Here is a 21122-nt window from a genome sequence, read left to right as displayed (position 1 = left end):
CTTATTCAACGGACGGAATTCAAGGCATGCTGGACGCCAACGCAACCCACATCACCCTCACGCTTGAAGGCGCCAACGCGGACCTGCAAGTCCTCAGCTTCACCGGTCGCGAAGCCCTCAACGAACCGTTCCGTTTCGACCTCGAACTGGTCAGCGCCCGCCCCGACCTCAAACTCGAAGAGTTGCTGCACAAACCCGGCGTCCTGACCTTCGGCGCCACCGGCGAAGGCAAGATCCACGGTCTGGTCTATCGCATCGAGCAAGGCGACTCCGGCAAGACCCTGACCCGTTACAGCCTCAGCCTGGTGCCACAACTGGCCTACCTGCGGCACAACCATGATCAGCAGATCTTCCAGCAACTGACCGTGCCGAAGATCATCGCTCAAGTGCTGGAGGATCGCGGCATCCTTGCCGACGCCTACAGCTTCCAGCTCGGCGCCGAATACCCGCAGCGCGACTACTGCGTGCAGTACGACGAATCCGACCTGCATTTCATCCAGCGCCTGTGCGAGGAAGAAGGCATTCACTTCCACTTCCAGCACAGCAGCAGCGGCCACAAACTGGTGTTCGGCGACGACCAGACCGTGTTCCGCAAACTGAAACCGGTGAGCTACCAGCAAGACTCCGGCATGGCCGCCGACAAACCGGTGATCAAGCGCTTCAACCTGCGCCTGGAAACCCGCACCACCCGTGTCAGCCGCCGCGATTACGACTTCGAGAAACCGAAGATCCTCCCCGAAGGCGCGGTGAAAACCGAGTTCGCCCCGGACCTCGAGGACTACGACTACCCCGGCCGCTTCACCACCCGCGAGCGCGGCAAGTTCCTCTCCACCCGCGCCCTCGAACGCCATCGCAGCGACTACAAACTCGCCGAAGGCAAAGGTGACGAACCGACACTCACCAGCGGCCACTTCCTCACGCTGGCCGAACACCCGCGCGCCGAATGGAACGACCTGTGGCTGCTGCTGGAAGTCTTCCACGAAGGCAAACAACCGCAAGTGCTCGGCGAGAACGTCACCAGCGACGTCACCGACAACAAAAGCGATTTCCACCAGGGCTACCGCAACAGCTTCCTCGCCACCCCGTGGGACGCACACTACCGCCCTGCCCTTGAACACCCGAAACCGAAAGTCCTCGGCAGCCAGACCGCCGTCGTCACCGGCCCGGCGGGCGAAGAAATCCATTGCGACCAATACGGCCGCATCAAAGTGCAATTCCACTGGGACCGCGACGGCCAATCCAACGACAAAACCACCTGCTGGATGCGCGTCGCCAGCGGCTGGGCCGGCGCAGCGTACGGCGGCATCGCCATCCCGCGCATCGGCATGGAAGTGCTCGTCACCTTCCTCGAAGGCGATCCCGACCAGCCGCTGGTCACCGGCTGCCTGTACCACAAGGAAAACGTCGTCCCCTACGACCTGCCGGCGAACAAGACCCGCAGCACCTTCAAAACCCTGAGCTCACCGGGCGGCAAGGGCTACAACGAATTCCGCATCGAAGACAAAAAAGGCGCTGAGCAGATCTACATCCACGCTCAACGCGACTGGGACGAGAACATCGAGCACGACCAGAAGATTCGCGTCGGCAACGAACGGCATGACACCGTTGAAGCCAACACGCTGAGTGAATTCAAGGTTGAAGAGCACCGGATTACCCATCTGGATCGGATTAGCGAGATGCGTGCGGATGATCACCTGACCGTCGGTGTCACCCAGCACCTGAAAGTGGGGACTGCGCAGTTTGTCGAAGCCGGGACGGAGATTCACTACCACGCCGGCGACAAGGTGGTGGTTGAAGGTGGCATGGAGCTTACCGCCAAGGCTGGCGGGAGTTTCGTCAAGGTCGACGCCGGTGGCGTGACCATCAGCGGTGCGGAAGTGAAGGTGAATTCGGGTGGCGGGCCGGGAGCCGGCACCGGCATTCAGATCCTCGCTCCATTCATCCCGGGGCTCGCAGCCATTGATAACGCCGGACGTCTGATGCAAACCCGCGCCAACCAGATGATGCAGGCGGAGTCCCTCGCCGTGACGCCGAAACTCAAAGCACCTACCGGCATCTGCGTCGAATGCCTAAAGAAAGCCATGCGCGAAAAACTCGCCCTGCAATCGGGGGCCAATTGATGACAAAGAGTGACGCGGCGAAAGCCTGGAGCGAAGCGCAAAAGAACGCTCAGTCGATATTCGCGATCGTTGAAACCGGTCTGTTGCCGGACCCCGCTCGATTGCAGTTCGTCAGTGCGGACCCGTCGCGACGGCCGTTGATGGTGCAACCGGAATTCGCCGAACTGCGCAACTACGGCCCTTGGCTCGTCGACGTTAGCCACATGGAATTCGAGGCCTTTCTCGCTCACGAACACTTCACCGGCTGCACCGCGATGGCCAGTTGGATTCGTACCGACTGCCCGGCCGACAAGCTCGCCGCTCACCTGAGTGATGCGTTGCTGGCAAAAAATGAAGCTGGCGAAGTCCTGATGATCCGTAGCTACGCGCCAGAAGTGCTGCCGATGCTGTATGCACGCGATGATCTGTCTTGGCATGCGTGGCTGTTTGGCCCGCTGCAGGAATGGTGGGTGCCCACAGAAGAAGATCAATGGCACTCTCTGAAGGGCCTCAACCTTGAAAAGCCCGGAAGATACGAGCCTATTTTTCTCGACGCAAAACTGTGGACGGACATGGAGATCGATCCCCTGCCCTACAGCCTCACCACTGAACTGGAAAAAGAAGCGCCTGAAGTGTTTGCCAGCACCTGCCACGGCGCGCGGTTGAAGCAAGTGAAAGAAGCGCTGGACGCTGGCCGCAGTGAAGGTTTAACAGACGCGGAAGACGTCACTCTCTTTGCCAGCCTGCAATTGATGGACCGCGAATTTCCGGCGAACTGGCCGATGTGGGAAAAGGCGAAAGAACGGGCAATTGGAGAGAAGTTGCCGCTTGGTGTGGTGATGCGAGAGTTGTCGGAGTGAGTGTCGTGATGAGCATGTTGATCAGCACTTTCTGTCTGTCTCAAAGTTTTCTGGATATTCAAGATGCATTGCTGGATAAGGAATTTACGTAAATGACCGTGGCCATGAATACTAAGCGGCAAAAAATCTGGCGTCGCCGCAACCTTGTCATCGGGGTATTCGTTTTACTGCTGCCTTTCATTGGATCGTATCTTTATAACCAGTTTCGTACGCCGGGTGCGATGTTGACATCTGCGAACTATATGGATCGGCCTATTCTAAGCTTTTGGATAAACGATTTCTGGGGCGGAAATCTCGCCGCAATGGGAGGCGGCGGCACTATGTGCTGCAAAAAAATTCAAGGACCTACTGTAAAAGTAACTTGGATTCTTAGCCGAACTGGAGAGCAACTCCGTCAAGGGGTAAAAAAAGAAACTCATGAAAGAGTTCTTCCTTTACCTGAACGTCAAAGGACAGATGAGTTTCTTCACGTACGATTCCTTCCTGGAAATATCGTAGAACTGAAATGGAGTCCTGACCTCGTTAGCCCATTCGAAAAATTCCATAGATCTTCAACCAGTCCGCAGCAAGGAAGCCTGAAATGAGCGGAAACTCTAATCTAGATCGTGCTCAGACGGTCAGTACAAAAGCTTGCGCAGGTACTGACGGGCAGAAAAAATCAGTTTTGCCCTGCGAGTCCACGCTACACATCTCATTTTTTTTTGATGGGTTCGGTCGAAATTCGGTCAACGATGTTCAGGAAGGTAACCTAAGCAATGTGGCCCGCCTGTTTTTCGCACATCCGGATGACACTGGCCAAGACAGAATTCAAACAAACGTGGATCGCCGCAGATACTACATATCCGGTCTAGGGTCTGACTTCGATGCGTCACTCGGCGGCGGCGCTGCTACCAGCGGGGCTGGCATTGATGGCGCGTTGAGCCGAGCCAAAGACAGTGCTTTGAAATCCCCCGAAGACACTTTCAGTAAAAGCCCACTTGATGCAGCAAAAGATATTCTCACGGGTAAAAAATGGTGGGAATCTTTGTTAAACAACCTGAAGGTTGGCAATGTCATCTCCGGAGCTATTAAAGCCGCAGCGCCGGCGGGGCTGGATCTTTTCGGAATAACTCGAGACAACCAGTATACCGCTACCTTTTTCAAAACAGGCGTTGATACGCGACTTGAGGCAGCATTTAAAGTCGTAGAAAAGACACTCGCCGATGCAAAAGAAAAAAGTGGCGCGCCTGTAAAGCGTATTTCCATCTCTGTTTTTGGATATGACTTCGGGGCGACTCTTGCTCGAGCATTCACCCATAAACTATTCGAAGAGTGTGATCCCGCAACAACTGTTTTTAAAGGCGCCCAACTCGAAGTGAACTTCGCCGGATTGTTTGACGCGGTGGATCGAAGCGGCGACAGCTCTATTTTACTGGAATATTTCATCCCGTTTGTGAACACTGTGGATGACGGCGAGTGCCTCGCTGGGCCCGTTAAATCTGCGCTTCATCTCATTGCCGCCCATGAGTGCCAGGATTCTCGCCGCTCGAGGCTGATCGGCACTGGTCCGTCCACTCCTAAATGGGAGGAACGATTAGTACCAGGGACGAGCTATGACGTGGGAGGAGGTTTGAACAAAACCGACGTCGCTCATAGCACTGAGCTTCAACTAGCAAGTTTGCATGAAATGTATCAAGCTGCCCGAAAGGCAGGAGTTCCCTTTCCTACACTTAACGAATTGTATGAGAGCCAGCCAGATATCGCCGAGTACTTCATACTGAACGATCACATCAACGGGACAAGTGCGATCGGCGCGAGCAAAGATTACATGAGTAAAGCGGGTAATAAAAAAGTATCTGCTGAAAGCTTCCTAGCTCATCGTCGATTGTATATCCAACGTTTGCGTGGTTTATGGGAGTTGTATCGTGGGCAGCATCAAGCATATGACGACCAAGAAGAGCGCCTACAACGTCCTATTTTTAGCAAACAAGGCTCAATCGCACGAGCGCTAGGGATGAGCAGCGAAAGCGCCGCTCAAGCTGCAAAACGCGATCAGGCTCTCAAGCAAACTCAGCAAGGCAAGGCTGCCCTTCGCGCCGAGCTAAGTTGGCTTGAGGACGTAGACCGCGAAGCCTGGAGGTTGAAAACCAGCTTTCCCTCTGCCCCCGTAAAAGCGCTGTTGGACGAGTGGTTTGCTCCAGTTGCCAAAGGCCTTAGTATCGACGTTGAAGATCTACTCGAATTTTACATAAACGATCAATACATGATCCAACAGATACCTCGGGGCACAGGTATTCCGATACCTAAATACTTTCGCATTCGAGAGTTCGACATGCCGAGCCTGAATAAAACCAAAGGGATGGCCCCCGACTATCTGGAACAGATGATGCGGAAACCTTCAGCAGAGGCTCCCGGTGCATCAACCTAAACTCAGGAAGATTCATTTCAGTCTCAAAGACTGAATATTGCTTTTCTAGTTTGGATTTCATGCGCTTGATAGATATTGCTGCGGACGCACGTCGAAAACGTACATGGCGAAGAAGGCGAATAGCCGTTGCTTTACTAGCTTTGCTGATTAGCTACGCCACCCCAAAAATCATTGATCTATTTCGTACGCCCGGCGCCATGCTGACGTCAGAAAACTATACAGATCGTCCAATTTTGAGCTTTTGGATAAATGACTTTTGGGGAGGCAACCTGTTCGCAATGGGTGGCGGAGGGGTTATGTGCTGCCAACGAATTGAAGGAGAAACCGTTCGTGTTTCTTGGATTCTCAGTAGGACTGGCGAACAGTTTCGGCAAGGCGTCCAGAAGGAGAACCATGAGGTAATTTTACCGCTACCTCGCCGAAAACGTGGTGATGTGTATTTGCACGTGCGCTTTTTACCCAAAAATATTGTTGAGTTGAAATGGAGTCCAGACTTGGTCAGCCCGTTTGCTCCTGTTCCTAATTCAGAGTCTCTTCTCTAACTAGCTGTTGTAAACATCAAGCACAGGCAGAAAATGCCTCTGCCCGTGACTGCTAGACAATTCAAACAGAGATCAAACCGGCGCCTTCCAACTCAACATCTGCTGCTGCGCGACCTGCAGCAAATCATTGCCATCCTGCGTCAACAGGTAAAGCGCATGGGTGATGTGTGGAATGTCCTGCACGTCGGCGTGCTTGAAGCACAGGCAATGCAGGGTTTCGAGCAGGTCGGCGGCGGCGCGGATGCGCTGGACGGCGGCTTCGAGGATGTCTTTCGGGTTGGCTTGGGTGTCGATGAGCAGTGTCGGGGTTTCGGTGACGTTGCTGCTGAGGGGGTGATAGCGGTTTTGTAGCAGTTTAATTATTGGCATTCTGATTACTCAACTGTATTAGAAGGTAACCGCCATAGCCGTGACCAAACGGTGGGAGGCGGCCGTGTACAGGCTTGGTCAACCGAGAACAGTTCAAAACTCAGCTCGCCCGAAGGCGTCCTGCACACAGCCGCCATAGCAATGCACTCCACGGATCAAGAAATCCGAGCGGTGCGAATGATGGCACATATGCAATGAACTTTTGTCAGGTGACCAAACCCGAACCACTGATTTTGCAGCGGCAACCGACAATACCCGCCCCTCTCCAGCCGCCGAAAGCAGACAAGGCACCAGCCTTTGTAGGAATTCGCCAAACCTTCCTGAGAAAACCACCCCACTCCCTGACAGCCGGCGTTCAGCTCGGTTAACCATCCCTTAACGCCGTGGTCAAAAACTCTACTGAACCGCACGCCCTCAGCCATTCTGGCTGTTGCCCAGTGCGGCAGGTTCGGCTGAATCACGCCGAACTCTAGAACCGCCACACGGGAGTCCTTTCATGAACATTCGTCCTTTATTGCTCAGCGCCGCCCTCGCCTGCACCGCGTTTGCCGCGCTGGCCCAGGCCAATGACACCTCTGCCACGTCCAAAGCCGTGCCGTATGAGTACGGCATGCCGCTGCATGTGGCCAAAGTGGTGTCGTTGACCGAGCCGCCAACGCAACTGTGCAAGGTGGTCACGGCCGATATGAAGTACATCGACAATGCCGGTAAGCCCGAGGAGATCAGCTACCGGAAATTATCTGACGCGTGCAACTTCCAGAACTGACAGAAACGTCTGATTTGCGGGTTTGCGGTAGGCGTGGGGAGTTTCGGCGGTTATGCTCGGAGCCCTCCTCACTGCCGCAAGGATTCGCCATGCAGTTGTCGTTTCGCTCGTTGTCGGGCTTCACGTGTTCGTTGTGTTTTTTGCTGGCACTGGCCTGGGGCATTTTCCCGGAGAGGCTGCTGGCGATCTGGAGCATCGAGTACTCCGACGCTGCCGGGTTTGTCGCGCGGCGCAGTGCGGTGCTGTTTGCGGCGTTGGGGGTGATGTTTTATCTGGTGCGCAATGCACCGCCGTCGCTGGGGCGCAATGCGCTGAGCAACGGGTTTATCGTCGGTTGTTTTGGTTTGGCAGTGCTGGGTTTTGCGGAATGGCTCAACGGTCATGCCGGCCCCGGGATTTTGCTCGCGGTGCTGGTCGAGTTCGCGCTGGGCCTTGGTTTCGTGCAGGCCCGGCGCGTGACGGTCGAACTGGGTGAAACGGTGCGTTAAATGGCTCTGGAGCGTGGGCTGTAGTGATGTTGCACAGCTTGCTTGTTCAGATCCGAGCGCAACCCGGCGATCAGTTCATTGATTTCACGACAGCCATTGAGGTGGCTGGCGTCGATGCCGCTGACCAACAGATCGACCTGATCGGTCTGGTGATCGCCGAAAACCTTGACGGTCATCGACAAGTCCGGCGACAGCGTGCACTGGCAGCGTTTCGGCAGGAAACTGCTTTCAATGATATTGCGTAGTTCCAAGGCAGACAGAAACATGGCGAAACCCTCTCCTTACTGTGAGATGCCAATCAAGTATTCACGCTGACCGTTGCGGCCCCTGCACGGGTGTGTCCCCGCTGTTTCCCTGGGTGCGACAAGCGGTGGTACTGCGAAATGCCTATTGGAGTGTAGGCGCCCAAGGCCGGTGCGCCGCACTGAAAAGACGCATAAAGCGTGCCTTTCATCGATTCATTTTCACCCTCATGAAATCAAGCACTTGGCGGCGGTGCCAGTATTTGGCTACTTGCAAATTGCAAGAATGGCCTCGGCGGGGACTGCAATTTGCAACTCGACGCTGGTTTGCAATCACGGCCCATGACGGTAAGAATGCCCGTTATCCACCCTACACCCGCACGGAGGCTTCCATGGGTTCTTTCCGCGTTTACGCGACCACCGGGCTGTTCATCGCCAGCCTGTCCACCCTCGCCCACGCCGCCAAGCTTGAAGACGTCGCGCCGTATCCCAAGGCTGAAGCCGGATTCACCCGCCAGGTCATTCACTTGCCCAAGCAAGAGCAGGAAGACAACTTCCAGGTGGAAATCCTCGCCGGCAAAACTTTGGAAGTGGATTGCAATCGCCAGCGTTTGGGCGGTGTTCTCGATGAGAAGAATCTTGAAGGCTGGGGTTATCCGTTCTATCGCCTGGAAAAAGTCATCGGGCCGATGAGCACGATGATGGCCTGCCCGCCCGGCAGCCAGAAGAAGCGCGCGTTCGTGCCGGTCGTCGGTGACGGTTTCATGTTGCGTTACAACAGCAAGTTGCCGGTGGTGGTGTATGCGCCGTCGGACGTCGAGGTGCGTTATCGCATCTGGTCAGCCTCGGACAAAGTCGGCACAGCCCTGCAGGAATAACCCGAACAAGGAGTGTGTTACTTGATTACCTGCCACGTCCGATATGTTATCGATCCATACCAGCTGCCTGAGTTCGAGGCCTACGCCAACGCCTGGCTCGGCATCGTCGAACGCTTGGGCGGCACTCATCACGGCTACTTTTTACCGTCCGAAGGCGCGAGCAATATCGCTTATTGCCTGTTCAGTTTTCCGTCACTGGCGGATTACGAAAGCTATCGGCACATCGCGATGACCGACCCGGAAAGCACCGCACTGGTGGCCAGCCTGGTCGAGAAGAAGTTCATCGTCAGCTACGAGCGCAGTTTCCTGCGTCCGTTGCTGCCGTAAACCTCTTCACGCCGAGACGCTGCAAACTGCGGCGCGCTCGGCGACATGGCGCAGGCTGTCGAAGTTGATATTGGCGCCCGAGTCGATCGCCACGAGTGTCTGCTCGCGCACTCCGGTTCGCGCTACGTATTGCTTGATGCCGGCCACGGCCAGCGCGCCGGAAGGCTCGGTGATCGAGCGGGTATCGTCGTAGATGTTCTTGATCGCAGCGCAGAGGTCGTCGTTGCTGACGGTGATCACTTCGTCGACGCAGAAACGGCAAACCTCAAACCCGAACGCGCCAATCTGCGCTACCGCCACACCATCGGCGAAGGTGTCGACATTGGGCAGTACGACGCGCTGATCGGCTGCCAGCGCAGCCTTGAGGCACGCTGAATGTTCGGATTCGACGCCGATGATGCGCACTTCCGGGCGCAGGTATTTGACGTAAGCCGCGATGCCGGCGATCAGGCCGCCACCGCCCACCGGGATAAAAATCGCATCCAGCGCACCTTGATGCTGACGGAGGATTTCCATCGCCACAGTGCCCTGCCCGGCGATCACCTCAGGGTCATCGAACGGTGACACAAACGTGCGTCCGCTCTGTTCCGCCAGTTGCAGCGCATGGGTCAGCGCGAATGGAAAGCTCTCGCCATGCAGCAGCGCTTCAGCCCCGCGACTGCGCACGCCCATCACTTTCAGCTCCGGCGTCGTCTGCGGCATGACGATGGTCGCCGCAATCCCCAGTTCGCGGGCTGCCAGCGCCACACCTTGCGCGTGATTGCCGGCCGAGGCGGTGATCACGCCGCGTTTTTTCTGCTCGTCGCTTAACTGCACCAGTTTGTTGTAGGCGCCACGGATCTTGAAAGAGAACGTCGGTTGCAGGTCTTCACGTTTGAGCAGAACGCGGTTGCCCAACGCGTCGGACAAGGCTGGCGCTGCCTGCAAAGGCGTACGCACCGCAATGTCGTACACCGGCGCGGCGAGGATCTTTTTCACGTAGTGCTCAAGCAGTGTTTGCTGATCGGGGCTGTGCGGCATGGTCGTCTCCTGACATTTTTCAAAACCCCGGAGACAGAAAGTAAAAACCCGCCACTAGGGCGGGTTGGGTGCTGCAGTCGTGAGCTAGCCCGCCAAATGAGGAATGGCGGTAATAATCATTGGCTGGCAACGCGATACAGTCGAAGTCATGGGCTGGAAATTAGCCTGCAGGCTGGTGGCAAGTCAATGGCCAATTTCGCGCGGCGGCGTTAGTCTGGCGACTCTCTCATCACACCAAGGAAGGATTGCATGATGTCTATCGCCCTGCCCCTCACGGCTTTGCTCGCTTTTGCCGGTTACACGGCTTCGGTGATGCTCCAGGCTGAGCAATCGTTGATCGATTTCGGAATCAGTTTGATGTCACGCCCCGACACCGCGCAGGTGGTGATTGATCTTTATCTGCTGGCGACACTGGCCGGCGTCTGGATGGTCAAGGATGCCCGGTCGCGGGGGCAATCGGTCTGGTCGCTGGTGCCATATTTGTTGCTGACAGCGGTTTTTGTTTCGATTGGGCCGTTGTTGTATCTGGTGGTGCGTGGGGTTCGCGAGCGCCGGAAGGCGGTGGCAAAGTGCAGCCAGATCTTATGAACACCTGAAACCCTTGTAGGAGTGAGCCTGCTCGCGATAGCGGAGTGTCAGCCAAAGATGAGGTGACTGACACTCCGCTATCGCGAGCAGGCTTACTCCTACAATGGAATGTCGTGGGATTCAGGTTTTTTTATGGCGACGAACGCAGCGGTTTCGTAGGGCACCGCCACCACATCCTTGTCGCGCAGTTGCGGTTCCGAGGCAATCAACGCGCGGATCTGCTCATCAACCTTCGCCCGCTGGGCGTCCGGCAGTGCGGCGATGAAACTGGTCGAGCGCACGCGATTGAAAATCACGTCTTCCGGCGATCCGGTATGACCGTTGTGAAACTGCTGCAATTGCAGCGTACCGAACGCTGGATGCGGGAATGCGCTGCGCCAGGCGCCGGTGTAATAGCGCGGCGTGTCGCCTTCGAGTGCGTTGACGATCGCATCGAGCTTGGGCACCCAGCTGACTTGGGTGTCGCGCAGGTTCCAGATCAGGCCAAGTTTGCCCCCGGGCTTGAGCACACGAGCAATTTCCGTCAGCGCCTGGGCGCTGGCGAACCAGTGAAACGCCTGCGCACAGACCACCACATCGACAGACGCATCGGGTAACGGCAAATCGGTCGCCGTGCCGCTCACCGCCAGCACCTGAGGCCAGGCGTCGGAGAGTTTTTCCAGCATCTGCGGCACCGGTTCCACGGCGATCACCTGTGCGCCCGTCGCCACCAGACGCCCGGTGAACTTGCCGGTGCCGGCGCCCAGATCGATCACGGTTTTATGCCCATCCAGACCCAGCGTCACATTCAGCCACTCCGTCACCTGCGGCGGATAATCCGGCCGGCCTTTGACGTAAGTGTCGGCAGCGGTTTTATAGCCGGCAGCGGCTGAGTGATGGACGTGGTCGGTCATGGCAACGCTCCTTACGGCAAAACATCGGATCGACGGCAGACGCTGACGAGCATAGCGCTTGAATTTACGCTGAACTTGAACAGTCACTGATAAAGCAATGAATAAAAATTCACCCTGTGGTGTTCAAAGTGAAACATAACCCTCTGTGGAGCCTTGCCCATGACTATCCGTTCCGTTATGTTCGCCGCCCCGTTGTTGCTGGCCGCCGCAATGTCGAGCCATTTGGCCTTCGCCAACGGTGATGAAGAAGCGCCGGTGCAAAAGCCCGAATGCCCGAAAGGCCAGGTCTGGGACAGCAAAACGCAGAAGTGCGTGCTGCAAACCAGCAGCCTGCTGCCGGATGCCGATCGTACCGACTACGCCTATCGCCTCGCCAAGGTCGGTCGCTACGAAGAAGCCCTGGCGTTGCTCGACACGCTGAAACAGCCGAACACCGCCAAGGCCCTCAACTATCGCGGTTATGCCACGCGCAAACTGGGGCGCACCGACGAAGGCATCGGTTATTACCTGCAATCGGTAAAACTCGATCCGCAGTACGCGCAAGTGCGCGAATACCTCGGCGAAGCCTATGTGATCAAAGGCCGCGTCGACCTGGCGCAAGAGCAGTTGCAGCAGATCCAATCGATTTGCGGCACCTCGTGCGAGGAATACCAGGACCTGGCCGAAGCCATCAACGATTCAACGAAAACCTGAGCATTTGAAAAGGACCGCCATCATCGTCAGCGATCAGGCCTTCAGAGCAGAACTCGGACAGCACCTGGCGCGCCTGTGGCGCTACGGTTTGCTGCTGTCACGCAATCGGCATGTGGCCGAGGATCTGGTCCAGGCCACCTGTGTGCGCGCGCTGGAACGTGCGGCTCAGTACGTGGCCGGCACGCGTATGGATCGCTGGTTGCTGAGTATTTTGCATTCGATCTGGCTCAACGAAGTGCGCGCTCGTCGCGTGCGTCAGGGCGCCGGCCAGGTGGATGCCGATGGCCAACTGGCGTTCGATGGTGAATACGCGGCGCAGACTCACGTCATGGCCGCGCAAGTGATTCGCCGCGTCGATGCGCTGCCGGAGAGCCAGCGCGAAACCGTGTATCTGGCCTATGTCGAAGGCTTGTCCTACCGCGAAGTCGCGGAGATCCTGCAAGTACCAATCGGCACGGTGATGAGCCGTCTGGCCACCGCCCGCCTGAAACTCGCCGAATACCCGCCGCTGCAAGCGGTGCCGAAATCCACCGAAGGAGACCGGTCATGAACACACCTTCGGATGAACAACTGGTCGCCTACCTCGACGGCGAACTCGACGGCGAATATCGCAATCAACTCGACCACGCCATTGCCGAAGACCCGCTGCTCAGTCTGCGCGTGCAATGGCTCAGTCGCAGCTCCCTGCCGTACAAGAATGCCTATGACGAACTGGCGCAACAGGCGCCGCTGGATCGTTTGCAGGCGCGGCTGGATGCCATTGCGTCGCCACAGCGCCCAGGCTTCAATCGCCGCTGGTTTATCGGTGGCGCCGCTGCCACGCTGTTGGCTGGCGGCGTGTTGGCCGATCGCTTATTCCTTGGCTGGCACGCCGCGCAATCGAACAACTGGCGAGGACTGGTGGGCGATTACATGGCGTTGTATGTACCGCAGACGCTCGATCATCTGCCGACCGACGAAGCGTCCCAGCGCGCACAGCTGCGCACGGTGGATGCACGCCTTGGGCTGAACCTTTCACCCGCCACGTTGAAGCTGCCGGGTGCCGAATTCAAACGCGCGCAAATGCTGGAGTACGACGGCGTACCTATCGCACAGATTGTTTATCTGGATGCCAAGCATGGACCGTTGGCGCTGTGCGTGACCCGTTCCAACAGCGGCAGTCAGCCGCTGGCGCACGAGCGGCGGCATGAGATGAATGTGGTGTATTGGACCGAGCGTGAGCATGCGTGGATGTTGATTGGCCGTAACTCGCCGGCGGAGCTGGAGCAACGTGCGACACTGCTGGGCGCGCAATCACTGAAAGCGTGAGGACGCTGTAGACCTACGCTTGCTCGCGAAAGCGCTATGTAGGCGAAGTATGCGTTGACTGGCCTGACGCCTTCACGGGCAAGCCCGCTCCCACAGGGGCTTCGGGTGTTCATACATTCTATGTACAACCCGCGAACCTACATGGAGTTCTTCGCAGGCTTGACGGTGGTGGGCAACCACAGCCGAAAGCGCGCCCCGCCCAATGGCGAAGACTCTACGGTCAACGTGCCGCCCTGCGCTTCCAGCGCCCGGCGACTGATCGCCAGCCCCAGACCAAACCCGCCCGTGGCCCGATCGCGACTGCGATCCAGTCGATAGAACGGCTCGAAAATACGCTCGCGCTCATCATCGGGAATGCCGATGCCGTCATCATCGACCCAGATCTCACAGCCCTCGGCATTGACCTGCACACCAATCTGTATGCGCTTTTCGCAATAGCGCATGGCGTTACGCAGCAGATTCTGGATTGCCCGCGCGGTCAGGCGAGGATCGAGCGAGAAGCGTTCGAGCTGACCGTGCAGCAACACGTCGATGACGATTTCCGGCGACTCGAGTTCTTCATCGACGCTGCCCAGAATGCTGTCGATGAACTCATCCAGCGAGACCTCGACCTGCTCCGGCAACTGCGCCGGATTCTGCAAGCGGCTGTAAGACAGCAACTCCAGCACCAGTTCATCCAGCTCGCGAATGTGCGCGACCAGTCCCAGCAAACGCTCGCGGCTGGCGGTCGGCAAATCATCGGACAGCGCCAGGGCCAGGCCAAAGTCCAGGCGCGTCAACGGCGTGCGCAGTTCATGCGATACCGCGTTGAGCAAATCACGCTGTTGGTTAAGCAAGTTCTCGATGTCACCGGCCATGGTGTCGAAAACATGGGCGAGGCTACCGATGTTGGAGCTCTGAGCGATTTTCGTGCGTTCGCTCAAATGGCCTTTACCGAAACGTTCAGCGGTGCCTTTGAGGCGTTCCAGATCGCGCCAGTGCGGGCGTAGCCACATCAACAGACAAGCCAGCAGGCTCGCACCGATCAAGACGTTGATGCTCCAGTACAACAGATTGACGTCCAGCGGATCCGGCGGCACGACCATTTGCACGGCAGTGGTGTCATCCAGCGGCGCCACCGCCAGCGTGCGCCAGCCCCAATCACCAATGCGCACGACGTTTTCACCGCGGCGCAGGCGCGCCTGTTCGATGGCGGTGAACTCGGCGTCGTCGATGCGCGCCAGGACGATGTGCAGCGGCTGGAAATCCTTGTCCATCGACGCCGCCAGCGCCGGCCATTGATCGTGCGGCGCGGCGTGAAACTGGCGGGTGATCAGCGATTGCAGCCCACGCGAATAGTCGAGGTTGTAGGTGACGAAGCGATCCCGGAACGCCATGACCACCAGATCCGGCACCAGATAAATCGCCGCGCTGTACGAGACGATCGTCACCAGATAAAGGCGAAACAGGATGCGAAACATCAGCTCAGCATTCCCACTCGGAACGGCTGAACAAGTAGCCCTTGCCCCACACGGTCTTGATCTTGCGCGCCTCGCCGGCGTGGTCGTCAAACTTGCGGCGCAGCTTGGAAATCGCCACGTCCACCGAGCGGTCGGTGCCGTTGAATTCGATGCCGCGCAGGCGTTGCAGGATCTGGTCGCGACTCAACACTTCGCCGGCGTGTCGCGCCAATACCACGAGCAAGTTGTATTCGCCGCTGGACAACTCGACCGGTTGATCACGCCAGGTCACGGTGCGTTCGGACAGGTCGATGCACAGATTGCCCATCAGGATGCGGTCGTTCGCGGTCATGGGTTCGCCGAGGCTGCTGCGCCGCAACAAGGTGCGCACCCGTGCCAGCAGAACGCGCGGTTCGCACGGTTTGGTGACGTAATCGTCGGCGCCCATTTCCAGCCCCAGCACCTGATCGTGGCTGTCATCGCGAGCCGTCAGCATGAGGATCGGCAGCGTCGCCGAATCGGCGCGTAACAAGCGGCAGACTTGCAGGCCGTCGAGGCCCGGCAACATCAGATCGAGGATCACCAGGTCCGGCGGATTGACCCGCGCCCGTTCGCGCACGTGGTCGCCACGGCCGATCACGCTGACGGAGTAGCCGTTGCGCTCCAGGTAGCTGGAAATCAGTTCGGCGAGGGCGGTGTCGTCTTCGACCAGGAGGATGTTGGGCATGGGGTGATCCAGAAAGTGCTGTGGCGACTGTTAAGGCCCATTCGCGAGCAGGCTCGTTCCCACACTTGGAATGCGATCCCTTGTGGGAGCGAGCCTGCTCGCGAAAGCTGTCTATCTGTCGCAATAAATTTCAAGACCTGAAGGATATACGCCCTCACCCGTCCCTGAGTAAAACCCTTACACAATTTCACACAGCGCCTACAAAGCTTCACCGCTAATCTCGGCGTCTGTCCGTAGGATGCGGGCATCAATATTGGGGGTTGTACATGTCGAAACATCTGCTGGCCGGGCTCGGCCTGATCGCAATGGCGCTGACGCTGAGCGCCTGTGATTCATCCTCGAACGCCGAAGAACAGGCGCCGCCAGCGACCGTGCGCATCGAGACCATCCAGACCCATCCGCTGTCGATCAGCAGCGAACTGAGCGGGCGGATTGCCGCGCCACGCATTGCCGAAGTGCGCGCCAGGGTCCCGGGCGTGGTGCTGCAACGCACGTTCCGCGAAGGCAGCGACGTGAAAAAGGGCGATGTGTTGTTCCGCATCGATCCGGCACCGTTCAAGGCTGACCTCGACAGCGCCGAAGCCGCGCTGCGCAAGGCCGAAGCCAATGCGTTCCAGGCGAAGCTGCAGGAACAGCGCTACGCCCAGTTGATCGACGACAAAGCCATCAGCGGTCAGGACTACGACAACGCGCGCGCCAACGCACGGCAAACCGCCGCCGACGTCGCCGCCAACAAGGCCGCGGTAGAACGGGCGAAACTGAACCTGGGTTACGCCACGGTCACTGCCCCGATCTCCGGGCGCGTCGGTCGCGCGCTGGTCACCGAAGGTGCGCTGGTCGGGCAGAACGAAACCACGCCACTGGCGCTGATTCAGCAACTCAACCCGATTCATGCCGATGTGACCCAGTCGACCCGTGAGCTCAATGAGTTGCGCCGCGCGTTCCGTTCCGGGCAGTTGCAGCAGGTCGGTCAGGATCAAGTCAAGGCGACCTTGATTCAGGACGACGGCAGCCTCTATCCGTTGCCGGGCAAACTATTGTTCGCCGACATCACTGTCGATCCGGGCACCGGCCAGATCATTCTGCGCAGTGAATTCCCTAATCCGGACCTTGACTTGCTGCCGGGCAGTTTCATCCGCGTGCGTCTGGAACAGGCAACGATTCAGAACGGCATCACCGTGCCGCAACGTGCGGTGCAGCGTGACAGCGCCGGTATCGCGCAAGTGCTGACCGTTGACGAGCAAATGCGTGTGGCCCTGCAACCGGTACAACTGGGCGCGGTGCAGAACGATCGCTGGATCGTCACTGGCGGCCTCAAACCGGGCGACCGCATCGTCATCGAAGGCCTGCAACACGCCCGTCCCGGCGAGAAAGTGCAGATCGACGACACCCCTCTTCCACTTGCCCAGACCTCTGGTCAGTAAGCAGGACGCTTTTATATGCCGCAGTTCTTTATCGACCGCCCGGTGTTTGCCTGGGTGGTCGCATTGTTCATCCTGTTGGCCGGTGCGCTGGCCATCCCGCAATTGCCGGTGGCGCAGTACCCCGACGTCGCGCCGCCGCAGATTGAAATCTATGCCGTGTACCCCGGCGCCTCGGCGCAGACCGTCGATGAGAGCGTGGTCAGCCTGATCGAGGAAGAGCTCAACGGTGCCGACCACCTGCTGTATTTCGAATCGCAGAGCAGCCTCGGCAGCGCGACGATCAAAGCCACGTTCCAGCCGGGCACCAACCCGGAGCTGGCGCAGGTCGACGTGCAAAACCGCCTCAAGGTTGTTGAATCGCGCCTGCCGCAAGCGGTCACTCAGCAAGGTTTGCAGGTCGAAAAGGTTTCGTCCGGTTTCCTGTTGCTGATTACCCTGACCTCCAGCGACGGCAAACTCGATGACGTGGCGCTCAGTGATTATCTGGCGCGCAACGTGATGAACGAGATCAAGCGTCTGGACGGTGTCGGCAAGGCGCAGTTGTATGGCGCTGAACGGGCGATGCGCATCTGGATCGATCCGCAGAAACTGATCGCATTCAACCTGACGCCTGCGGACGTCAACGCCGCCATCGTCGCGCAGAACGCCCAGGTGTCCGCCGGCAGCATTGGTGATCTGCCTAATCCGTCGAGCCAGGAAATCACCGCGACCATTCTGGTGAAAGGTCAGTTGTCGACGCCGCAAGAGTTCGCCGACATTGTGCTCAAGGCCAATCGCGATGGTTCCACCGTGCGCGTTGGTGACGTCGCGCGGGTCGAGATCGGTAGCCAGGAATATCAGTTCGGCACGCGCCTCAACGGCAAACCGTCGACCGCTGTCGGCGTGCAACTGTCGCCGGGCGCCAACGCACTGAACACCGCGACCCTGGTACGGGCGAAGATGGATGAACTGTCGCGCTACTTCCCGGCGGGCGTCGAATACAAGATCCCTTACGACACTTCGCCGTTCGTCAAAGTCTCGATCACCAAAGTGGTTTACACCTTGGGCGAAGCGATGCTGCTGGTGTTCGCGGTGATGTTCCTGTTCCTGCAGAACGTGCGCTACACGCTGATCCCGACGCTGGTCGTGCCGGTGGCGTTGATGGGTACGTTCGCGACCATGCTGGCGCTGGGCTTCTCGATCAACGTTTTGACCATGTTCGGCATGGTGCTGGCCATCGGCATTCTGGTCGACGATGCCATCGTCGTGGTGGAGAACGTCGAACGGATCATGGCCACCGAAGGCCTGTCGCCCAAGGAAGCCACGCGCAAGGCCATGACGCAGATCACTGGCGCGATCATCGGCATAACCCTGGTGCTGGTCGCGGTGTTCATTCCGATGGCGTTCATGCAGGGCTCGGTCGGGGTGATTTACCAGCAGTTCTCGCTTTCGATGGCGACGTCGATCCTGTTCTCGGCATTCCTCGCCCTGACCCTCACGCCGGCACTGTGCGCGACGCTGCTCAAGCCGATTGCCAAAGGCGAGCATCACGAGAAATCCGGGTTCTTCGGCTGGTTCAACCGCCGCTTCGAACGCCTGACCGATCGTTATCAGGGCTGGGTTGGCTATGCGCTGAAGCGTACCGGGCGTTACCTGTTGATCTACGTAGTGCTGTTGGTGGGACTGGGCCTGTGCTTCGCGCGCCTGCCCTCCTCGTTCCTGCCGGTGGAAGATCAGGGCTACACCATTACGGATATTCAACTGCCACCCGGCGCCACCAAGAACCGTACCGTGGCAGTGGCCGAGCAACTGGAGGCGCATAACGCCGGCGAGCCGGGGATCAGTGACAGCGTGGTGATTCTCGGTTTCAGCTTCTCTGGCAGCGGGCAGAACGCCGCGTTGGCGTTTTCGACGCTGAAGGATTGGTCGCAGCGCAGCAGTGATGACTCCGCCAGCTCGATTGCCGATCGCGCCAACATTGCGCTGAGTCAGATCAAGGACGCGGTGGCGTTCTCGGTACTGCCACCGCCCGTGGATGGCCTTGGCACGTCGAGCGGTTTTGAGTTCCGCCTGCAGGATCGCGCTGGCCTTGGCCACGCAACACTGATGCAGGCGCGCACTGAGTTGCTGGCCGCGGCCGAGAAAAGTCCGGTATTGATGAACGTGCGCGAAAGCGCGTTGGCCGAAGCGCCGCAAGTGCAGCTGGAAGTGGATCGCCGCCAGGCCAATGCACTGGGCGTATCGTTCGCCGAGATCGGCAACGTGCTGTCGACCGCGGTGGGCTCCTCCTATGTCAACGACTTCCCCAATCAGGGCCGGATGCAACGGGTGGTGGTCCAGGCTGAAGGCGACAGCCGCAGCCAGGTCGACGACCTGTTGAAAATGCACGTGCGCAACAACGACGGCAACATGGTTCCGCTGTCGGCCTTCGTGCAAGCGAAATGGACGCAGGGCCCGGCGCAACTGACCCGTTACAACGGCTACCCGGCCATTGCGATTTCCGGCGAACCGGCTCCCGGTCACAGCACCGGTGAAGCCATGGCGGAAATCGAACGACTGGTAGCGCAAGGCCCTAAAGGCCTGGGCCAGGAATGGACGGGGCTGTCGTTGCAGGAGCGTTTGTCCGGCAGTCAGGCGCCAATTCTGTTGGGCCTGTCATTGCTGATCGTGTTCCTGTGTCTGGCGGCGCTGTACGAGAGTTGGTCGATCCCGACCTCGGTGTTGCTGGTGGTGCCGCTGGGCGTGCTCGGTGCGGTATTGGCGGTGACGTTGCGCGGGATGCCCAACGACGTGTTCTTCAAGGTCGGGCTGATCACCATCATCGGTCTGTCGGCGAAAAACGCGATCCTGATCATCGAGTTCGCCAAGAGCCTGTATGACGAAGGTCACGACCTGATCGATGCGACGTTACAGGCAGCCCGGCTGCGTCTGCGGCCTATCGTGATGACCTCGCTGGCGTTCATCCTCGGTGTGGTGCCATTGGCCATTGCCACGGGTGCCAGCTCGGCGAGTCAGCAAGCGATCGGCACAGGGGTGATCGGCGGGATGATCACCGCGACGTTGGCGGTGATCTTCGTACCTGTCTTCTTCGTCGTTGTCATGAAGCTCGTACAACGATTCACCAAACCCCACTGATCTTAATTGTGGGAGCGAGCTTGCTCGCGAAAGCGTCGTTACATTCAACGTTGATGTTGGATGACCGGACGCCTTCGCGAGCAAGCTCGCTCCCACAGGGATCTTCATAAACTCGAGCCTGTGGTCATATTCTCCATCGCTGGGCTAAGGTGTCTGAACCACCCTGGCCCATCGAGTCCCCATGCGCTTCCTTGCCCGCACCCACCCTCGCCTGTCCGCCGCCGCCCTGTTCGGCCTTGCCACCGGCCTGTTGGCCCCCGCCGATTCCATCGTCAGTAAAATCCTCATCGGCTGGAACGCCGGTGTCTGGACTTACCTGATCCTGATGTTCTGGCTGACCGTGCGCGCCAAGGCCCCAGACGTCAAACGCATCGCTGAAGTCGAAGACGAAAATGCCGGGCTGGTGCTGTTCGTGGTGTGCATCGCCGCGCTGGCCAGTCTGGCGACCATCACCTTCGAACTGGCCGGCAGCAAGGATCTGGAAACCACGCGCAAGCTTCTGCATTACGGTTTCACCGCGCTAACGGTGATCGGTTCATGGCTGCTGATCGGGGTGATTTTCTGCGTGCACTACGCAAGGTTGTATTACACCTGGGACGGCAAGGAGCCGGCGCTGCGCTTTGCCGAAGGGTTGACCACGCCCAACTATTGGGATTTTTTGTACTTCTCGTTCACCATCGGCGTGGCCGTGCAGACTGCCGATGTCGGCGTCGCCACACGGGAAATCCGCAAAATCGTATTGGCGCAATCACTGATCGGATTCGTGTTCAACACTGCGATTCTGGGCTTTTCCATCAATATTGCTGCCGGCTTGTTCGGTTGAAGAGCCCCGCCCGTCGGCAGCCAGTCAATGGCAGGCAATCATTTACTTGACGACAGATTTGTTTTTGGTGTTTCCTGAAACCGGTTTCAGCGCTGCTTGCAGGCACTGAAAACCT

The 21122-nt window shown here is 58.4% G+C and carries 21 protein-coding genes and 1 pseudogene; 16 read left to right on the top strand and 6 right to left on the bottom strand.

Annotated elements, in window-relative coordinates; translation table 11 throughout:
- Positions 1-26 precede the first annotated feature (26 nt).
- The 5 genes from WA225_RS16245 (at position 27) to WA225_RS16225 (ending at position 5908) form a co-directional block, all read left to right on the top strand.
- Positions 27-2120, top strand: a complete 2094-nt coding sequence (locus tag WA225_RS16245; protein WP_422608679.1) for a type VI secretion system tip protein VgrG — start codon at positions 27-29, stop codon at positions 2118-2120.
- Positions 2120-2959: a DUF4123 domain-containing protein gene (locus tag WA225_RS16240; RefSeq protein ID WP_422608678.1), complete on the top strand. Its 840-nt coding sequence runs from the start codon at positions 2120-2122 to the stop codon at positions 2957-2959. Before WA225_RS16245 ends, WA225_RS16240 begins: the two co-directional genes overlap by 1 nt.
- A gap of 92 nt (positions 2960-3051) precedes the next feature.
- Positions 3052-3543, top strand: coding sequence for a DUF3304 domain-containing protein (locus WA225_RS16235; protein WP_422608677.1), 492 nt, complete (start codon positions 3052-3054; stop codon positions 3541-3543).
- Complete coding sequence (locus WA225_RS16230) at positions 3540-5366, top strand: hypothetical protein (RefSeq protein ID WP_422608675.1); 1827 nt, start codon at positions 3540-3542, stop codon at positions 5364-5366. Before WA225_RS16235 ends, WA225_RS16230 begins: the two co-directional genes overlap by 4 nt.
- A gap of 59 nt (positions 5367-5425) precedes the next feature.
- On the top strand, positions 5426-5908 hold the full coding sequence (locus tag WA225_RS16225; RefSeq protein ID WP_422608674.1) for a DUF3304 domain-containing protein: 483 nt from the start codon (positions 5426-5428) through the stop codon (positions 5906-5908).
- A 72-nt stretch (positions 5909-5980) separates the two neighbouring features.
- On the opposite strand, the gene WA225_RS16220 is transcribed toward WA225_RS16225, so the two are convergent.
- On the bottom strand, positions 5981-6277 hold the full coding sequence (locus WA225_RS16220) for a hypothetical protein (RefSeq protein WP_422608673.1): 297 nt from the start codon (positions 6275-6277) through the stop codon (positions 5981-5983).
- A 496-nt stretch (positions 6278-6773) separates the two neighbouring features.
- Between WA225_RS16220 and WA225_RS16215 the strand changes: the two genes are divergently transcribed.
- On the top strand, positions 6774-7043 hold the full coding sequence (locus WA225_RS16215; RefSeq protein ID WP_150775564.1) for a DUF2790 domain-containing protein: 270 nt from the start codon (positions 6774-6776) through the stop codon (positions 7041-7043).
- Between the two features lie 89 nt (positions 7044-7132).
- Entirely contained in the window at positions 7133-7531 is a 399-nt protein-coding gene (locus WA225_RS16210; RefSeq protein WP_077573050.1) for a hypothetical protein, read from the top strand.
- On the opposite strand, the gene WA225_RS16205 is transcribed toward WA225_RS16210, so the two are convergent.
- The gene (locus WA225_RS16205; protein WP_064117971.1) at positions 7528-7797 is read right to left on the bottom strand and encodes a DUF1652 domain-containing protein; all 270 of its coding nucleotides are present in this window, start codon (positions 7795-7797) and stop codon (positions 7528-7530) included. The genes WA225_RS16210 and WA225_RS16205 overlap by 4 nt on opposite strands.
- A 368-nt stretch (positions 7798-8165) precedes the next feature.
- Between WA225_RS16205 and eco the strand changes: the two genes are divergently transcribed.
- Both eco and WA225_RS16195 read left to right on the top strand, forming a co-directional pair.
- Positions 8166-8651, top strand: coding sequence for a serine protease inhibitor ecotin (eco, locus tag WA225_RS16200; RefSeq protein ID WP_064391153.1), 486 nt, complete (start codon positions 8166-8168; stop codon positions 8649-8651).
- Positions 8652-8672: 21 nt separating this feature from the next.
- Complete coding sequence (locus WA225_RS16195; protein WP_134177394.1) at positions 8673-8978, top strand: NIPSNAP family protein; 306 nt, start codon at positions 8673-8675, stop codon at positions 8976-8978.
- Between the two features lie 30 nt (positions 8979-9008).
- Here the strand turns inward: WA225_RS16195 and ilvA are convergent.
- A pseudogene (gene ilvA, locus WA225_RS16190) lies at positions 9009-9998 on the bottom strand (threonine ammonia-lyase, biosynthetic); the annotation flags it as partial.
- Positions 9999-10247: 249 nt separating this feature from the next.
- On the opposite strand from ilvA, the gene WA225_RS16185 reads away from it, so the two are divergent.
- Entirely contained in the window at positions 10248-10586 is a 339-nt protein-coding gene (locus tag WA225_RS16185; RefSeq protein ID WP_422608672.1) for a DUF2834 domain-containing protein, read from the top strand.
- A gap of 98 nt (positions 10587-10684) precedes the next feature.
- Here the strand turns inward: WA225_RS16185 and WA225_RS16180 are convergent, their stop codons facing one another.
- Positions 10685-11479: a class I SAM-dependent methyltransferase gene (locus tag WA225_RS16180; RefSeq protein WP_422608671.1), complete on the bottom strand. Its 795-nt coding sequence runs from the start codon at positions 11477-11479 to the stop codon at positions 10685-10687.
- A gap of 159 nt (positions 11480-11638) precedes the next feature.
- Between WA225_RS16180 and WA225_RS16175 the strand changes: the two genes are divergently transcribed.
- Genes WA225_RS16175 through WA225_RS16165 form a run of 3 tightly spaced genes read left to right on the top strand, consistent with a single transcriptional unit; the run spans position 11639 to position 13480 of the window.
- On the top strand, positions 11639-12172 hold the full coding sequence (locus WA225_RS16175; RefSeq protein ID WP_422608670.1) for a tetratricopeptide repeat protein: 534 nt from the start codon (positions 11639-11641) through the stop codon (positions 12170-12172).
- Positions 12173-12176: 4 nt separating this feature from the next.
- Complete coding sequence (locus WA225_RS16170) at positions 12177-12722, top strand: RNA polymerase sigma factor (protein ID WP_422608669.1); 546 nt, start codon at positions 12177-12179, stop codon at positions 12720-12722.
- Positions 12719-13480 (top strand): anti-sigma factor family protein, encoded by a 762-nt coding sequence (locus tag WA225_RS16165; RefSeq protein WP_422608668.1) that lies wholly within the window; start codon positions 12719-12721, stop codon positions 13478-13480. The genes WA225_RS16170 and WA225_RS16165 overlap by 4 nt, the downstream gene beginning before the upstream one ends.
- Positions 13481-13617: 137 nt before the next feature.
- Here WA225_RS16165 and WA225_RS16160 read toward each other — a convergent pair whose 3' ends face one another.
- Both WA225_RS16160 and WA225_RS16155 read right to left on the bottom strand, forming a co-directional pair.
- Entirely contained in the window at positions 13618-14940 is a 1323-nt protein-coding gene (locus tag WA225_RS16160) for an ATP-binding protein (RefSeq protein ID WP_422608667.1), read from the bottom strand.
- A 4-nt stretch (positions 14941-14944) separates the two neighbouring features.
- A complete protein-coding gene (locus WA225_RS16155; protein ID WP_277762008.1) occupies positions 14945-15646 on the bottom strand; it encodes a response regulator transcription factor in 702 nt (233 codons plus the stop codon).
- 266 nt (positions 15647-15912) lie between these two features.
- On the opposite strand from WA225_RS16155, the gene WA225_RS16150 reads away from it, so the two are divergent.
- The 3 genes from WA225_RS16150 (at position 15913) to WA225_RS16140 (ending at position 21007) form a co-directional block, all read left to right on the top strand.
- On the top strand, positions 15913-17070 hold the full coding sequence (locus WA225_RS16150) for an efflux RND transporter periplasmic adaptor subunit (protein ID WP_422608666.1): 1158 nt from the start codon (positions 15913-15915) through the stop codon (positions 17068-17070).
- A gap of 15 nt (positions 17071-17085) precedes the next feature.
- A complete protein-coding gene (locus tag WA225_RS16145; protein ID WP_422608665.1) occupies positions 17086-20184 on the top strand; it encodes a multidrug efflux RND transporter permease subunit in 3099 nt (1032 codons plus the stop codon).
- A 181-nt stretch (positions 20185-20365) separates the two neighbouring features.
- A complete protein-coding gene (locus WA225_RS16140) occupies positions 20366-21007 on the top strand; it encodes a DUF1345 domain-containing protein (protein WP_422608664.1) in 642 nt (213 codons plus the stop codon).
- Positions 21008-21122: the final 115 nt, after the last annotated feature.

It is taken from the genome of Pseudomonas sp. (assembly GCF_049300855.1).
Classification (GTDB): Bacteria; Pseudomonadota; Gammaproteobacteria; order Pseudomonadales; family Pseudomonadaceae; genus Aquipseudomonas.
Note: the sequence above shows the minus strand (reverse complement) of the source record. Positions and strands in the feature narration are given on the sequence as shown.

Bases quoted from the DNA above. Each gene is read 5' to 3' on its own strand.
- WA225_RS16150 (WP_422608666.1), top strand. From the start codon at position 15,913: ATGTCGAAACATCTGCTGGCCGGGCTCGGCCTGATCGCAATGGCGCTG.
- WA225_RS16205 (WP_064117971.1), bottom strand. From the start codon at position 7,797: ATGTTTCTGTCTGCCTTGGAACTACGCAATATCATTGAAAGCAGTTTC.
- WA225_RS16225 (WP_422608674.1), top strand. From the start codon at position 5,426: ATGCGCTTGATAGATATTGCTGCGGACGCACGTCGAAAACGTACATGG.
- WA225_RS16165 (WP_422608668.1), top strand. From the start codon at position 12,719: ATGAACACACCTTCGGATGAACAACTGGTCGCCTACCTCGACGGCGAA.
- WA225_RS16145 (WP_422608665.1), top strand. From the start codon at position 17,086: ATGCCGCAGTTCTTTATCGACCGCCCGGTGTTTGCCTGGGTGGTCGCA.
- WA225_RS16240 (WP_422608678.1), top strand. From the start codon at position 2,120: ATGACAAAGAGTGACGCGGCGAAAGCCTGGAGCGAAGCGCAAAAGAAC.
- WA225_RS16230 (WP_422608675.1), top strand. From the start codon at position 3,540: ATGAGCGGAAACTCTAATCTAGATCGTGCTCAGACGGTCAGTACAAAA.
- WA225_RS16185 (WP_422608672.1), top strand. From the start codon at position 10,248: ATGATGTCTATCGCCCTGCCCCTCACGGCTTTGCTCGCTTTTGCCGGT.
- eco (WP_064391153.1), top strand. From the start codon at position 8,166: ATGGGTTCTTTCCGCGTTTACGCGACCACCGGGCTGTTCATCGCCAGC.
- WA225_RS16155 (WP_277762008.1), bottom strand. From the start codon at position 15,646: ATGCCCAACATCCTCCTGGTCGAAGACGACACCGCCCTCGCCGAACTG.
- WA225_RS16160 (WP_422608667.1), bottom strand. From the start codon at position 14,940: ATGTTTCGCATCCTGTTTCGCCTTTATCTGGTGACGATCGTCTCGTAC.
- WA225_RS16210 (WP_077573050.1), top strand. From the start codon at position 7,133: ATGCAGTTGTCGTTTCGCTCGTTGTCGGGCTTCACGTGTTCGTTGTGT.
- WA225_RS16215 (WP_150775564.1), top strand. From the start codon at position 6,774: ATGAACATTCGTCCTTTATTGCTCAGCGCCGCCCTCGCCTGCACCGCG.
- WA225_RS16140 (WP_422608664.1), top strand. From the start codon at position 20,366: ATGCGCTTCCTTGCCCGCACCCACCCTCGCCTGTCCGCCGCCGCCCTG.
- WA225_RS16180 (WP_422608671.1), bottom strand. From the start codon at position 11,479: ATGACCGACCACGTCCATCACTCAGCCGCTGCCGGCTATAAAACCGCT.
- WA225_RS16245 (WP_422608679.1), top strand. From the start codon at position 27: ATGCTGGACGCCAACGCAACCCACATCACCCTCACGCTTGAAGGCGCC.
- WA225_RS16220 (WP_422608673.1), bottom strand. From the start codon at position 6,277: ATGCCAATAATTAAACTGCTACAAAACCGCTATCACCCCCTCAGCAGC.
- WA225_RS16235 (WP_422608677.1), top strand. From the start codon at position 3,052: ATGACCGTGGCCATGAATACTAAGCGGCAAAAAATCTGGCGTCGCCGC.
- WA225_RS16175 (WP_422608670.1), top strand. From the start codon at position 11,639: ATGACTATCCGTTCCGTTATGTTCGCCGCCCCGTTGTTGCTGGCCGCC.